The organism is Mesonia ostreae (genome assembly GCF_031845265.1).
Lineage (GTDB): Bacteria > Bacteroidota > Bacteroidia > Flavobacteriales > Flavobacteriaceae > Mesonia > Mesonia ostreae.
Genome location: NZ_JAVRBG010000004.1, coordinates 1 through 14,840, shown reverse-complemented (window position 1 = coordinate 14,840; position 14,840 = coordinate 1). Strand labels below are relative to the sequence as shown.

10 protein-coding genes are annotated in these 14,840 nt (G+C 35.8%); 5 read left to right on the top strand and 5 right to left on the bottom strand.

All coding sequences use genetic code 11. From position 1 onward, the window contains the following. Window positions 1-9: 9 nt before the first annotated feature. Complete coding sequence (locus RLT85_RS05020) at window positions 10-2,490, bottom strand: zinc-dependent metalloprotease (RefSeq protein ID WP_311400944.1); 2,481 nt, start codon at window positions 2,488-2,490, stop codon at window positions 10-12. 55 nt (window positions 2,491-2,545) lie between these two features. Then, complete coding sequence (locus tag RLT85_RS05015) at window positions 2,546-3,121, bottom strand: hypothetical protein (protein ID WP_311400943.1); 576 nt, start codon at window positions 3,119-3,121, stop codon at window positions 2,546-2,548. Between the two features lie 178 nt (window positions 3,122-3,299). Here RLT85_RS05015 and RLT85_RS05010 point away from each other — a divergent pair, with 178 nt between their 5' ends. Beyond that, complete coding sequence (locus RLT85_RS05010; protein ID WP_311400942.1) at window positions 3,300-3,914, top strand: DUF937 domain-containing protein; 615 nt, start codon at window positions 3,300-3,302, stop codon at window positions 3,912-3,914. Window positions 3,915-4,106: 192 nt separating this feature from the next. Here the strand turns inward: RLT85_RS05010 and lysS are convergent, their stop codons facing one another. Further along, window positions 4,107-5,801 carry a lysine--tRNA ligase gene (lysS, locus tag RLT85_RS05005; protein WP_311400941.1) on the bottom strand — a complete coding sequence of 565 codons (1,695 nt, stop codon included), beginning with the start codon at window positions 5,799-5,801 and terminating at the stop codon, window positions 4,107-4,109. 136 nt (window positions 5,802-5,937) lie between these two features. On the opposite strand from lysS, the gene RLT85_RS05000 reads away from it, so the two are divergent. The 3 genes from RLT85_RS05000 (at window position 5,938) to RLT85_RS04990 (ending at window position 9,058) form a co-directional block, all read left to right on the top strand. Then, entirely contained in the window at window positions 5,938-7,059 is a 1,122-nt protein-coding gene (locus RLT85_RS05000) for a T9SS type A sorting domain-containing protein (protein ID WP_311400940.1), read from the top strand. An 80-nt stretch (window positions 7,060-7,139) separates the two neighbouring features. Then, entirely contained in the window at window positions 7,140-7,865 is a 726-nt protein-coding gene (gene lipB, locus RLT85_RS04995) for a lipoyl(octanoyl) transferase LipB (protein ID WP_311400939.1), read from the top strand. After that, complete coding sequence (locus tag RLT85_RS04990; RefSeq protein ID WP_311400938.1) at window positions 7,862-9,058, top strand: bifunctional alpha/beta hydrolase/OsmC family protein; 1,197 nt, start codon at window positions 7,862-7,864, stop codon at window positions 9,056-9,058. The genes lipB and RLT85_RS04990 overlap by 4 nt, the downstream gene beginning before the upstream one ends. Before the next feature lie 6 nt (window positions 9,059-9,064). On the opposite strand, the gene RLT85_RS04985 is transcribed toward RLT85_RS04990, so the two are convergent. Further along, entirely contained in the window at window positions 9,065-11,533 is a 2,469-nt protein-coding gene (locus RLT85_RS04985; protein WP_311400937.1) for an NHL repeat-containing protein, read from the bottom strand. 64 nt (window positions 11,534-11,597) lie between these two features. Beyond that, entirely contained in the window at window positions 11,598-12,218 is a 621-nt protein-coding gene (gene rnhB, locus RLT85_RS04980) for a ribonuclease HII (RefSeq protein ID WP_311400936.1), read from the bottom strand. 100 nt (window positions 12,219-12,318) lie between these two features. Here rnhB and RLT85_RS04975 point away from each other — a divergent pair, with 100 nt between their 5' ends. Continuing rightward, window positions 12,319-14,274, top strand: a complete 1,956-nt coding sequence (locus RLT85_RS04975; RefSeq protein ID WP_311400935.1) for a putative porin — start codon at window positions 12,319-12,321, stop codon at window positions 14,272-14,274. The last annotated feature ends 566 nt before the right edge of the window (window positions 14,275-14,840 follow it).

The following is a 14,840-nucleotide window of genomic DNA, read 5'->3' as shown; positions in this document are numbered from 1 at the left end:
CCTTAAAAATCAACCTCGAGGGTCTAAAATTATATCTATTCGCTCTAGTAAATCTTGTAAATGATACCTGCTCATTTTATCTGAAGTTCTACCAATGGCACGCTGAATATCTCTTTTTAAATTGTTCAATTCGGCTCTAACTACTGGGCGAATGTCACTTTGTTCTACATTAATATTACTGTGATTCACCCAATTTCTATACTTAGCAGGTATAGAATTCTGCTTTCCGGTCATTATATACCCCATTCTATCTACATAAGCTCTTTGTAGATTTCTTCTATAAATATCAATGTTATTTCCTTGGCTTAACTCCTGAAAAACACCAGTTCTTAAAGCAGTCATCATATCTAATAAACCATAGGCATCCTCATTGATGGTTTCATTTTCAATTAATCGCGCCATTCTTCCGAAGTCTAAAATATTGTTTAAGGTTCTTTCTTGGTAGGTTCTTAAACGTTCAACGCTTCCGTCAAATTCAATTTTATTAAAGATGGAAGGATCTAAAAGCCAATTTGGAGTGGTGAACAGTTGATCTTGTAAAAATTGCATTGCTCTTTCTTGTTTTTCCGTGGCAACGTGAGTGTACACGGCACCTTCTTGATCGTAAGTTTTATAGTGCTCGTAAACACCACCAATATTTGCTGCTACGTGACCCATATAACGGTTATATTGGCTTAAAACTTGGGTGTACAAATCGTCCAAATCTTGGTAATCTTTACCATCTTCTGCGGTCCACTCAATAAGATTGGGTACAATTCTTTTTAAATTCTTAATACCATATTCACTAGCCAACATACTGTCATCTCCTAAATCTTCTGTTTGGGAACTTGGGTCGATGGTGCTTCCGCTTTGCTGACTCCCAAATCTATACATAGGATCTCCTGCGTGTGCTAAAATCCACTCATCTAAAATTGGCTTTTCTTCTTTTGCTGTTTTATCAAAGATGGGTTTGTATCCCCAGCTAATGGCGTATTTATCGTAAATACCAATGTTTGGCATCAATGCCACATCACCGTCGCCAGGTTGAGCGATATAATTAAAACGGGCATAATCCATAATAGACGGAGCAGTTCCATATTTGCTGGTAAATTCTGGTTTACGTAAATCTTCTACTTTATACGCAACACTACTTCCCATATTGTGCGGTAAACCAAGCGTATGACCTACTTCGTGAGAAGATACAAAGCGAATAAGTCTTCCCATCACTTCGTCTTTAAATTCTACACCTCGAGCATCTTCATTAATGGCTGCCGTTTGAACAAAAAACCAATTTCTTAAAAGCGTCATTACATTGTGGTACCAATTGATATCTGACTCTAAAATCTCGCCAGATCTAGGATCGCTCACGTGCGGACCATTGGCATTAGGAATAGGAGAGGCCAAATAACGAACTACAGAATAACGCACATCTTCTGGACTCCAATCTGGATCTTCTTCTTTACTTGGCGCTTCTTTGGCGATAATAGCATTTTTAAATCCTGCCGCTTCAAAAGCCACTTGCCAATCTTCAATCCCTTGTTTAATGTAAGGAATCCATTGTTTTGGCGTTGCTCTATCTACATAATATACAATTTGCTTTTTAGGCTCTACCAATTCACCATCTAAAAATTTTTGTTTGTCTTCTTCTTTTACTTCTAATTTCCAACGGTCTAAATATTTGACCTTCTTACTTTTTTGCACATTTAGCCCATAATCGGTTTGACCTCTAGCAAACCAACCTACACGTTCGTCAAAATAGCGTCTTTTCATAGGAGTTTTTGGCAACAAAATCATCGAATTGCTAAACTCTAAAGAAATAGAACCTGTAGAACTATTGGAAGGAGGGTTACTCGCTTTGTACGTTTTTACGTGTCTAACTTCAATATTCTCTGGAAAACTTCTAATCGTATCTATATAAGATCTATTTGCGTCTAAACTCGATATCTTATATTGTTTTCTTCTTCCCTGCGGAAAACCAAGCGCTGCAATATCTTTTTCGAACAAATCTGATACATCGATGACCGTATTTTTGCTAATGGAATCTTTATGAAATGCCTCAATAGGGAAGGAATATAATATAGGCTCGAAGTTGGAGTTGACAACGGCTTCGTGTACTGGAAGAGAATCTGCTGCTACAATTTCGTGAGAAACCACCCTTAGTAAAACATCATCACCCTTTCTTTGCCATCTTAACACTTGAGTATTTTGTTTTCCGCCGCCAAAACCAAGTCCAGTGGCAGTTTTAGCAATACGCGTTACCATTAACATCTCGCGGTTAAAAAGCGTATCTGGAATTTCGTAGAAATACTTTTTGTCTACTTGATGAACGGTAAATAAACCTTTATCTGATTTTGCATCTTTGGTAATTACCTTCTTGTAGTCTTTAATATCCCCTTTTTTAGCGGATTCTTTCGTTGTTTGCGGACTTTCCTTTTTCTGAAAAATAGCGCAACTGCTTAATGAAAGGCATACGGCAATAAGGCATGTTTTAACTAATAGTGATTTATTCATAAATATAATTGATTTTAATGAAGCTGTGAATTTGACTTTAAAAAAGTAGAAAGGTTTAATCCCTCACGGGGGATTTTATGGAAAAAGTACTTTGTATTTGGTCGGAATGGATTTTACTGAAATCAATTTTGGCAGTGTATTTTTTCTCCATAAAGGTTCTCGACCAAAAGCTATTTTTCAGCATAAAAAGCGGATCTTTTACCATAAACTGCGGAATAAAATAATACCATTTTATGCCTTGACGTTTGTAAAAAGATATCGCCTCTCGTTCAAGTCCTAATTCTTTTGAAGCCACAAGAATAGCATTTCTTTGGCATTTAGATCCCTTATAGTGATTGGCGGTCTTAGTGATAAAACCATACATATAAAATTGATCTTTTACTCTTTTATAATTTTGAAAACGAGACCAACCATCCATAAGAACTAAAAAAATATGAACAAAAGAAAATATAAAGCAGACCATCCAAAAGAAGATCCAAAAAGAAGATTCTTTTTGATATGAGTGTATTAAAAACCTACCATAGATGAAAGATTCTAAGACGAACAAACCCAAAGATAGGTAGAGCAACTTTCCTACGTCAAAATAAGAAATAATCCAATGTCGTTGTTCGGGAATTTCTTTGGCAAGCATAAAATGAAATCTGCAGGTTTGGTTAATACAATAGTGAGTAAAATTACCCTAAGGTTCTAATTTAAGATAATTTATCGTTTTCACTGCATTTTTCTTTACTTACCAAGAGAATAAAGTTTTTTTAAATCTGTTTCCCAAAAATGAATTAACTTGTAGCATTAATTCAAAAACAAACAGTATGTCATCCATTTTAGATGTATTAAAAACAGAAGCAGGGCAAAATCTTATCAACGGAGCCAGTAATGAAGCCGGTGTTTCTAAAGAAAAAACAGGATCGGTGCTTTCTATGGCCTTACCGGCAATTTTGGGAGCTATGAAATCTAACGCTAATACAACCGAAGGAAAGAAAAGTCTTACCAACGCATTAGAGTCTAAAGAACACGATGGTTCGATTTTAAGTAACCTTGGCGGAATGTTAAGTGGTGGAGATAGTGGTAGTTTGCTTAGCAAAGGTGGCGATATTCTAGGTCACGTTCTTGGCGGCGGAAAAGAATCTGCACTTGCTGGAAACATTAGTAAAATGACTGGAGTTGACGCATCTTCTGTAATCAAGATTATAAAGATGGCAATGCCATTGGTCATGGGCTTTTTAGGGAAACAAAAACAAAGTAGCGGGGGCGGAGGTCTAATGGATATGCTTGGTTCTGCCATGGGAACAAGTGGTGATAAAGATGCTTCTATGCTAGAAAGCTTATTGGATGCCGATGGTGATGGAAGTGTAATGGATGATCTTGCAGGAAAATTTTTAGGCGGAGATAAAAAAGGCGGCGGAGGTCTTGGCGGTCTTTTCTAGAAGGTCATTCTAATGATTTAAACAAAAAATCCTTCTCAAAAAGTAAACTTTTTGAGAAGGATTTTTTGTTGAGCTGATTTTTTAATTTATACTTTTCGGAAACTATATAAATACTATGTCCTGTCACCCTGAACTTGTTTCAGGGTCTCATAATGCTTAATAAATCAACTTCATAATGACAAACTAAAAAAACTAATCCTCCAACTCCACAAACAAACCTTCTTCGGTTTTATTCACCTTAGCCAGATTGTGCTTTCTTAGACCTTTAGTGGCTTTATCCCACTTTTTATTGCTTAAACCAGAAGCATTTTTAATAACTTCTAGTTCTTGGGGAGATTCTTTCTTTAATAAGTCCAATACTGTTTTTTCCTCTTCCGTTAAGTCTAGTTTTTTACGCTCTGGACGCATTTGTGGGAAGAATAGTACTTCTTGTATGGAAGGATTGTTCGTTAAAAACATTATAAGTCGGTCCATTCCAATTCCCAATCCAGAGGTAGGCGGCATTCCGTACTCTAAAGCACGTAAGAAATCTTGATCTATAAATTCTGTCGCTTCATCATCTCCTTTTTTAGCCAGGTTTAATTGGTCTTCAAAACGTTCGCGTTGATCGATAGGATCATTCAGCTCGGAGTAGGCATTGGCGATTTCTTTCCCACAAACCATCAACTCAAAACGCTCGGTTAACTCTGGATTATCACGGTGCTCTTTAGAAAGCGGACTCATTTCTTTGGGATAGTCGGTGATGTAAGTAGGTTGGATGTAGTTTCCTTCACATTTTTCACCAAAAATCTCATCGATGAGTTTTCCTTTCCCCATGGTTTCGTCTACGTCTAAGCCCATACCTAATGCCGCAGCTCTAAGTTCTTCTTCTGTTTTTCCGGTAATATCAAAACCAGTAAACTCCTTGATAGAATCTGTCATGGTCACTCTTTTATAAGGAGCTTTAAAGTTAATTTTGTGTTCTCCAAAAGTAGCATCGGTAGTTCCGTTCACGGCAATGGCGCAATGTTCGAGTAATTTTTCCGTAAAGTCCATCATCCAATTGTAGTCTTTATAGGCTACATAGATTTCCATTACAGTAAATTCAGGATTATGGGTTCTATCCATTCCCTCGTTTCTGAAGTTTTTGGAAAACTCATAAACGCCATCAAAACCGCCTACAATTAACCTTTTAAGGTACAGCTCATTGGCAATTCTTAAGTAAAGCGGAATATCTAAGGCATTGTGATGCGTTATAAAAGGTCTTGCTGCAGCTCCGCCAGGAATAGACTGTAGAATAGGCGTTTCCACTTCAAAATAACCTTTGTCATTAAAGAAATCACGCATCGCTGTAAATAACTTGGTGCGCTTTATAAAAACCTCTTTCACTTTAGAGTTAACGGCCAAATCTGCATACCGCTGTCGGTAACGCATTTCTGGATCGTTAAACTTATCGTATTCGTTTCCATCCTTATCTTTCTTTGGTAAGGGGAGAGGTTTTAAAGCTTTGCTTAACAATACAAAGTTTTTCACCATCACGGTTTTTTCTCCTACCTGCGTAGTAAAAAGCTCTCCTTCTATCCCAATAAAATCACCAATATCTAGTAATTTCTTATACACATCGTTGTATTGCGTTTTATCCTCACCAGTGCAAATCTCATCGCGATTAAAATATACCTGAATTCTCCCTTGAGAGTCTTGCAATTCTGCAAAAGAAGCTTTCCCTTGAATTCTTCTAGACATTAATCTTCCTGCAATCACCACCTTCTTGCCTTCTTCAAACTCCTGTTTAATCTTTGCTGAAGTATGATTTACCGGATATTCATTTGCCGGATAAGGGTTGATGCCTAATTTTTTTAGAGAAGCTAATTTTTCCCTACGTACAAGTTCTTGTTCAGATAATTGCATAGTTTCTATTTAATTTGAAGCTGCAAAGGTAATTACAAACTTTTTAGCAATCAAAAAAAGCAAACGAAGCTTTTAGTCCAAGTAGGAGTTTTTTATATGAAATTGTTTTATTAGTACTAAGCAAAAAGCTACAACCATGAAAAGACTACTACTATTTTTTGTAATTACATTTCAAATAAATGCCTTTGCTCAAACCGCCAATCCTACAACGCTAGCAGTTTGCGATGACGATAACGATGGGTTTGCTAACTTCGATTTAACAGCGGCAGATGCTCAGGTATTGGGGTCTCAGTCTTCCAGTGACTATGTCGTTTCTTATTACACTACCATAGTAGATGCAGATGCTGCCATGAATCAACTTTCATCGCCTTATGTTAATATGACTCCTTATAATGAAACTCTTTTTTCTAGGGTGCAAGATATAGGAACAGGTAATTTTGCTACTGCTATCTTAGATCTTATCGTAAATGATGCGCCTATCGCCAACCAAGCACCCGAATTAATTTACTGTGAGATAGGTAATGGAACAGCAAATTTTGATTTAACGCTTAATGATAGCATTATTTTAGGGACACAAAATGTTTCCGATTTTATGCTGACTTACTATAAAAGTCAAACAGATGCCGAAAATAACACTAATGAAATCGTAAACCCTTCATCTTACACAAATACCGTACAGCCTCAAAGCATTTGGGTGATTGTTGAAAATATGAATACGGGATGTTCTGCTATAACAAATTTTGGAATATTAACTTGGGACTGTAGTATAGATGTAGACAATGATTTAGTGGCTACTGCAGAGGAAGACCTTAATGCCAACGGTAATTTAAACGATGATGATACTGATGATGATGGACTAAGAGATTATGAAGATAATGATGATGACGGTGACGGAGTCTTAACTGCCGATGAGGATTATAACAATAATGGAGACCCTACCGATGATGATACCGATAATAGTGGCGTGGCAGATTATTTAGAATCTAATGTAACTTTAGCGGTACAGGGTTTAGCTAAAGCGGAATTGATTGCGTATCCAAATCCGGCAAACGGAACACTTTATATTAATATATCAAATCAGTATTCAAATGGAAATATAGAATTATATAACCTCGCAGGAAAAAAAATAATGACACATTCCTTTACAGAAACCCAAGATACCTATTCTTTAAATGTGTCTACATTAACTGCGGGAACTTATTTTATAAAACTGCAAAGCGGTCGTATAACCAGTATAGAGAAAGTAATGATTAAGTAGGTTTATAAATAACCGATGATTTAAAAGGTACGATGAAAATCGTACCTTTGTTTTTTGATAACACCGCTAAGATAAGCTTTATGAAAAACCACTTAGTTCAGCTGCAAGAATTAGGCTTAAAAGATTACAAAGAAACCTGGGATTATCAACAGAAGATTTTTCAAGAGACCATAGATTCCAAAATTAGAAATAGGAGAGAGTCTATTCAAGAGCCGACTCAGAACACACTGCTTTTAGTGGAGCATCCTCACGTTTATACCTTGGGGAAAAGTGGAGACCTAAGCAACTTGTTGATGACAGAAGAGCAATTAGTATCAAAAAAAGCTACCTTTTATAAAATTAATCGCGGCGGAGATATTACGTATCACGGCCCGGGACAAATTGTGGGCTATCCCATTTTAGACCTTGAAAATTTCTTTACAGATATTCACAAATATTTGCGTTTATTAGAAGAAATGGTGATTTTAACCTTAGCAGAATACGGCTTAAAAACCGAACGTAGCGAAGGGGAAACTGGCGTATGGTTAGATGTAGGAACTCCTTTTGCCCGAAAAATTTGTGCCTTGGGAGTGAGAGCGAGTAGGTGGGTCACTATGCATGGATTTGCCTTAAATGTGAATACCAATTTAGGTTATTTTGACCACATTATTCCCTGCGGTATAAAAGACAAAGCGGTCACCTCTTTGCACGTAGAATTAGGAAAGATAGAAGTTTCAGAAAAAGAAGTCAAGAAAAAACTCCTTAAACATTTTAGTAATTTGTTCGAAGCAGAATTGCAATCGGAACAGGAATTAGAAACGTTATGAAATCAGATAAAGTAAATTTTACCAACAAACAAGGACAAGAATTGGTGGGGAAGATTAGTCTTCCCGTAGATCAAAAACCTCATAATTTTGTCATTTTTGCCCATTGTTTCACTTGTACTAAAAACTTAATAGCCATAAGAAACCTAAGCAATGCGCTAACAAGCCATGGGTTTGGTGTACTTCGGTTTGATTTTGCAGGCTTAGGAGAAAGTGAAGGAGATTTTGCCGAAACTAATTTCTCGGGAAATATTCAAGATTTAATTGCTGCTGCAAATTACTTAAAAGAAAAACATATTGCACCCAGTTTATTGATAGGACATTCTTTGGGAGGCGCGGCGGTTCTTTTTGCAGCGAGTATGATTGATAGCGTAACGGCAGTCGCTACGATTGGGGCTCCAAGTGAACCTATACATGTAAAAAACTTAATTCAAGATAGTGTAGAAGAAATTTCTGAAAAAGGACACGCTAAAGTTTCTCTTGGTGGAAGACCCTTTACCATCAAAAAACAATTTTTAGATGATTTAGAAAATAACTCTTTATTAGAGTTAGTGGCAGATTTAAGAAAGCCATTTTTAATTTTGCATTCCCCCCAAGATCGTGTGGTCACTATAGAGAATGCAGAAAAACTTTTTAAAGCAGCGTTTCATCCTAAAAGCTTTATCACTTTAGACCAAGCAGATCACTTGCTTTCAAGAAAAGAAGATTCTCTTTATGTAGGAGAGGTCATTGCAAGCTGGGCTTCGCGTTATGTAGAAATCCCAGAGATTGTAGAGTTAGATACAAAAGATGAGGTGGTGGCAAGCTTGGCTAAAGAAGACAATTTCCTTACTCGAATGAAAGTGGGGAGTCACTATATGCTAGCCGATGAACCCCTTAGTGTTGGCGGAAATGATTTTGGTCCCAATCCCTTCGAGTTGGTAACTGCAGGTCTTTCGGCGTGTACTGCAATGACGCTTCACATGTATGCGAGGCGTAAGGAGTGGGATTTACAAAATGTGCATGTACATATTTCTCACACCAAAGAAAGAACAGGAGATATTGGCCCAAAACAAGACGTTTTCACTAGGCACATAGAAATGAAAGGAGAATTAGATGTGGAACAGCGAGAGAAACTTATTGAAATTGCCAATAAATGCCCAGTTCATAAAACACTACATCAAACATCAAAGGTGGTTACTTTTGAGAAAAAGTAAGCTTTTTTAATTTAAAGAGTAAAGAAGAACACTATTGTCTTCACCTTTTACAATAAACTCCAAACTGCCCTGAGCATCAATATTCTCTAGGCTAATTTGGGAATTCCCATATACAGGAAAACCAGGAAGCAATTCAGCCTGACTGTCAAAAATATAAACTTTACTCGCTTGTGTATCGGTAAGGGCGATGTAAATCTTGTTGTTGAGGTAAAATATTTTAGGCGCGGTATAAAGTCCGAAGTCTAATTTTACCTCCTTTCCTTTTATGTTTAATTCATTTTCAGACAGGCTCACCAAGGTATTGGATGTAGCATCTATTCGATTGGTTTCCGTAAAGTTTTTATTCTTTTGAGTTACTTTTCCGCTTTCGCTGATTTGTATTAGTTTACCATCAAGGCTGGAAGAGGTAAATCGATTGTCGTATAAATACCAATCATTGCTAGAGAAATCAATTTTTTCTTTCACATTCACTCTAGTATCGCCAACCCGATTTAAAATATGTAAAGTGCCATTTTCTTCCGGAACCACAATATAATCTTTGTTGCCTATTCGGATGTGTTTTGGAGACTGACTTACGGTTGAAGCAGTTTTAGAAAACTTGAACCCTTTTACTTGTTTCCCATCTTTATTCCACATACTTACCGCATTATCTTGTGCTATAACAAACCTATACTTGCTGTTGTTTGCATAATCAAAAACAGATACCGCTTGCGTTATGGGTGTTTTAAAATTTAATGGAAATGGCTTTACATCATTTCCATTCCTATCTATAATATAAAATTTATGAGCCGTATTAAAAGCAAGTTGGATTCTTCCGTTATTGTAGATATCTATTTCTTTTGGCGTTCCAATAATTTTTCCGTCCAATTCCTTTTTCCAATTTTGTTTACCTTGAATAGTGTAAGCTCTAAGCTCATTATCGTTTGTTTGAACCACTATTTGTTTACGTTCATTGTGCCAATTGGTAAAAAGAAAAGGATCTCCGCTTATCTCATCTTCGGTCTTAATACTAGAAATTTGTTGGCTACCAGAGCTCTTACTTTTCGCATCTGCTTTTTGAGAAATGATGTGGGTATGCGCAAAATTAGTATCATAAATAAACTGTATAGCAGTACTTTCAAAATCGCTCACCTTAATATCTTTTACGTTTTCTTGCAAATCTTTCTTTACATAAGAGCTAAAGGTTTTGTAAAACTCTTCGTTAAAACCTATGATAAGCATGCTCGATTCGCTACTTAATTTATCTAACGTATTTTGAAATGACTTTTTCGCACTCCAAGTGGTTCGGTTTTGAAAATTAGCTATGATATTTTCTAGGGCGCTAGATGTTTCCGCGAAAGCGAAATAATGATCTACCACCGTGTAATATTTTAATTGCTGAAGCTGAATTAAGGGATCAAAAGTCTCAGAAAAAACCTTAGGATGTTCATAGTTGTAAATGGGAACTCCTCTAAACTCTTTGAACACTTCTTGACTCGCCAAAAGTGCATCTTTAGTAATATTTGGATCTATAGAATTGACTATCAGTACTGGTTTTTCTTGCTGATAAATGATTCCTATCTCTTGGGCAGATTCAAAAAGTGCAGCTTGTTTAATCTCCTTCTTTTCTCTTTGATGAAAATCGTTGAGGTTGTCTTGGATATTCTCAAAACTATCGTAAGTAAATGAAAAATATCCCGTAGCATTTTGAGGTACCACTTCTGCTAAAGTGCTTTTTAAGGGGTTGATATCTTTAAACAATGAAAGAAGTCTTTTTTCTTTTGGGTCTGTTTGGGTTACGCCGTGTAGCTCTATCGCATCTTCTTGTACGTCTAAATCTAATACGCTCCAATCGGTAAACTTTTTGAGAGAATTAAGCGATTTTATACTATAATCTTGATAGATGCGCATCACATCTTCATAATTAAAGAATAGCGAAGCTCGAGAATCATTGGCTACAGCATATATTTTCTTAAGATTTGTATCTATGGGTATAGGCTCATTATAAATTCTGATAATATTTTCTATAACTAGTTTAGAAGTACTCACCACGTGCAATGTAGGTAAATCTGCTACATAGGCTTCCATATCTTCTAATGTATAATGTTCTACTTCAATTTCATCGTAGGTATAGCTCAACACTTTTTTATTGGCAATTTTAGAAAGATCTTTTATAGCAGGTTTTTCTTTTGATATTAAGGTAAGCGCTACATCTTTTTTACCTATTCTATTAAAACAAAGTAAGCTTTCTGTTTTAACTGAAATGTATTCTAAATTGGTAAAATGTTCTGTAAAGAAAGAACTAAGAGGAAATGCTTTGTTGTTGCTGAGGTATGTATTTCGCTGAAGCTCCTCGCTAAACTCCTCCAAATTATCTGTACTTAAAATGGCTGCCGTATTTGGCGGCACAAAATTAAGAAGATCTGAAGGTCTTTTCTCATCTTCCTGACAAGACCATAAAGAAATACATAAGAAGAAGAAAAGTAATTTTTTCATAAAGAAGCTTATAAGGTAAAAGTAGAAATTTTTGATACGCTTTTTTGTTAAACAAAATTTAAAACTAAGAATTGTTTCGCTGCTTTTTCGATTTTGCGGGAAGTGATGTAGGTAATAGCTTAAAACTCCTTCTGTGGTATTTTGTGATTCCGTATTTTTTTATAGCTTCCCGATGCTGTTTTGTGGGATAACCTTTATTTTTTTTCCAATTGTACATGGGGAATTCCTCGTGAATTTTTATCATAAAAGCATCTCTTGCAGTTTTCGCCAAAATAGAAGCGGCCGCAATATTCAAATACTTAGCGTCTCCTTTTGTAATACAAGAGTGTTCTATAGAAGGATAAGGATGAAATTTATTTCCGTCAACTGAAATAAATTCAGGTCTAATTGATAATAGATCTATAGAATGATGCATTGCTTTTATAGAAGCGTTCAAAATATTAATTTCATCAATATCTTCCATCATCACGTGAGCAACTCCATAGCTAACGGCTTCCTCTTTAATAAGTTTTTCTAAAAGATTTCTCTTCTTTAGAGAAAGTTGTTTGCTATCATTTAAAACGCAGTTAGAAAAGTTTTTATTTAAAATAACAGCAGCAGCGGTAACAGGGCCCGCCAAGCAACCTCTGCCAGCCTCATCTGTGCCACATTCCACTTTGTTTTTCGTAAATTGAAGGTCTAACATAAGGACAAAGTTATCATATTTAGCAGACAGTTGGCAGCTATCTTTTTAAGATAAATTAAATTGATGAAAAAATTATACTTTTGTGGACTTAAAGTGCTCCATGAAAAAGATTTTATTTTTATTACTATTACTGCTTCCCGTGATTGTTTTAGCTCAAGATTTGAGGTTAAATAATGATGGCACTACAAGCAATGCGCCAATAGGCGATAACAAAACCGTGATAGATAAGCGAGAAAAGCCTCCCATAACAGATTATAAAATCATTTCGGTAGAAAACGATACTACTTATGTAGATACTACACTTAATGTATATAAGGACTACAAGTTTAATTATACCCGAAAAGATAATTTTGAGTTGTTGCCTTTTTCTAATATCGGACAGCCTTTCACAAAATTAGGCTACTCTCTGGAGGATGATGGTTTAGTTCCGGACATTGGTGCTTCTGCAAAACAATTTCCGTATTTAAAGGTAGGCGATATATTTTATTACAATGTGCCAACGCCGTTATCAGAGCTATTTTTTAAGACTACCTTTCAGCAAGGCCAAAACCTCGATGCTTTTTTCACTTCTAATATAAGTCCGCAGGTTAATTTATTTATAGGTTATAGAGGTTTGCGATCTTTGGGTAATTACCAACATAATTTAACGAGTCAGGGTAGTTTTCGCATAGGCGGTAGTTTTCATACCAAGAATAAACGCTACCATATAAAGACACACTTTGTTTCTCAAGATTTATCTACGGAAGAAAATGGCGGTCTAAATGGTCTTGCCAATCTACAGTACCAATCTGAAGCAGACGATTTTAGTGAGCGTAATTTATTAGAAGTTAATTTTGAAAATGCAGAATCCATTTTATTTGCCAAACGTTTTTTCTTAAAGCAGGATTATGCGCTTATAGCACCCAAAGATTCTCTATCTTCTAATTTCGTAAAGTTAGAGCATACCTTAAACTTTACCGATAAAGAATATCATTACAAACAAGGAGCGGCATTTGTTGGTTTTGGAGAAGCTTTTGAGCTTTCGCAGTTAAGAGATGAGGCAGAATATCAAAATGTTTCCAATACTCTAAAGGGAATTTACGAGAATAAAAAATTGGGGAGGTTGAGTGCAAGAGCGACTCATTACAATATCAATTATGGATATCAAACCAAATTGATATTAAATACTGGCGTTATTCCAAATCGCATTATGGAAGATGTATTTTCAGCTGGAGCCGCTTATAAAAATAGATTTGGAGGATTTGATCTTTACGGAAACATAGAAGCAAATATAAGTGGAGCATATACGGGGTCAAATCTCTACGGAGAGGCAGGGTATAGCTTGGATGAAGAAAATAGGCTTTCGGGAAGCATTCAAAGTACGAGTAGAACACCAGATTTTAACTTCCTACTGTTTCAAAGCGATTATGTAAACTATAATTGGAGCAATGATTTTAAAAATATTGAAGAGCAAAAGATAAAGATTTCTTTAAAATCTAAAAAATTGCTGAATGCGGAAGTCTTATTCGCTCAGATTAATAATTACACGCATTTCGGGTTTACAGAGAACCCAGATACAGAAAGTGCTGCAGACACTTTGGTAAAACCCATTCAATCCAATCAAAAAGTAGATTACTTAAAGCTAAAAGTGAATAAGGTCTTTTCTTACGGAAACTTTAAATTAGACAATACATTAATGTACCAAAATGTAAGTAGCGGAAAAGAGGTATTTAAAACGCCAGATTTTGTGACGAGAAATACATTGTTGTATGAAGATCACTTATTCAAAAGAGCCTTATTCTTCCAAACCGGACTTACATTTAATTATTTTACAAAATTCAGTCCAAATGCTTACGATCCTATATTGGGAGATTACGTAGTTCAAAATGCATTTGAATTAGAGAATCAATACCGTGTAGACTTCTTTTTTAATGCAAAGATCCAGCAAACGCGTATCTTTTTTAAATTAGAAAATATGACGACACTGCTAACTGGAAATAGCTATTATGCGGCTCCATCGTATCCCTATCGCGATTTTGTGATTCGTTTTGGCTTGGTTTGGAACTTCTTTTTATAGAAAAAATATGAGAATTTAAAATATGAGTATAATTTTTAGGAGCTCAAAAGTCTTTTTCTTCTTCAGGAGTCATTTCCCGCTTTTCATTGCAAGTCCTCATTTCGCTTGCGCTCATTGCGGGCTTTCCATTTCAATCGGGGCTAGGACGAAGGTTTGGTTTTAAAATTGAGACTCAAGAATCAAGACTCAAGAACCAAGATTCAAGAACCAAGACTCAAGAACTAAGACCTATAATCTATGACCGAGGACCCAAGATCCAAGAACTCACTTGCCTTTTTCCTGCTCTTTACGTTCTAAGCCTTAAGTCTCACATTTAGCTTCTAGCCTCAAATTAATTTCAAATGTAAAATTCAATAACTCAATAACTCGACAACCCAAGACCCAAGACTCAAGAACTCACTTTTCTCTTATCTATTATCTAACAGCGAAGCGGCCTAGCATCTAAAATCTTAGATCTAACATCGCACCTGTCTCTCCGCCAATGTGTTAAAAAAAATATAAAATAAATCTAAGATTTTTTTTGTTAGAAAGGAATAAAAGGTTGTATATTTGCACCCCGCTTTGGC

Excerpts from the sequence above, each read along its gene's own strand:
- RLT85_RS04985 (WP_311400937.1), bottom strand. The coding sequence starts at position 11,533 with ATGAAAAAATTACTTTTCTTCTTCTTATGTATTTCTTTATGGTCTTGT.
- RLT85_RS05000 (WP_311400940.1), top strand. The coding sequence starts at position 5,938 with ATGAAAAGACTACTACTATTTTTTGTAATTACATTTCAAATAAATGCC.
- rnhB (WP_311400936.1), bottom strand. The coding sequence starts at position 12,218 with ATGTTAGACCTTCAATTTACGAAAAACAAAGTGGAATGTGGCACAGAT.
- lipB (WP_311400939.1), top strand. The coding sequence starts at position 7,140 with ATGAAAAACCACTTAGTTCAGCTGCAAGAATTAGGCTTAAAAGATTAC.
- RLT85_RS04975 (WP_311400935.1), top strand. The coding sequence starts at position 12,319 with ATGAAAAAGATTTTATTTTTATTACTATTACTGCTTCCCGTGATTGTT.
- RLT85_RS04990 (WP_311400938.1), top strand. The coding sequence starts at position 7,862 with ATGAAATCAGATAAAGTAAATTTTACCAACAAACAAGGACAAGAATTG.
- RLT85_RS05020 (WP_311400944.1), bottom strand. The coding sequence starts at position 2,490 with ATGAATAAATCACTATTAGTTAAAACATGCCTTATTGCCGTATGCCTT.
- lysS (WP_311400941.1), bottom strand. The coding sequence starts at position 5,801 with ATGCAATTATCTGAACAAGAACTTGTACGTAGGGAAAAATTAGCTTCT.
- RLT85_RS05015 (WP_311400943.1), bottom strand. The coding sequence starts at position 3,121 with ATGCTTGCCAAAGAAATTCCCGAACAACGACATTGGATTATTTCTTAT.
- RLT85_RS05010 (WP_311400942.1), top strand. The coding sequence starts at position 3,300 with ATGTCATCCATTTTAGATGTATTAAAAACAGAAGCAGGGCAAAATCTT.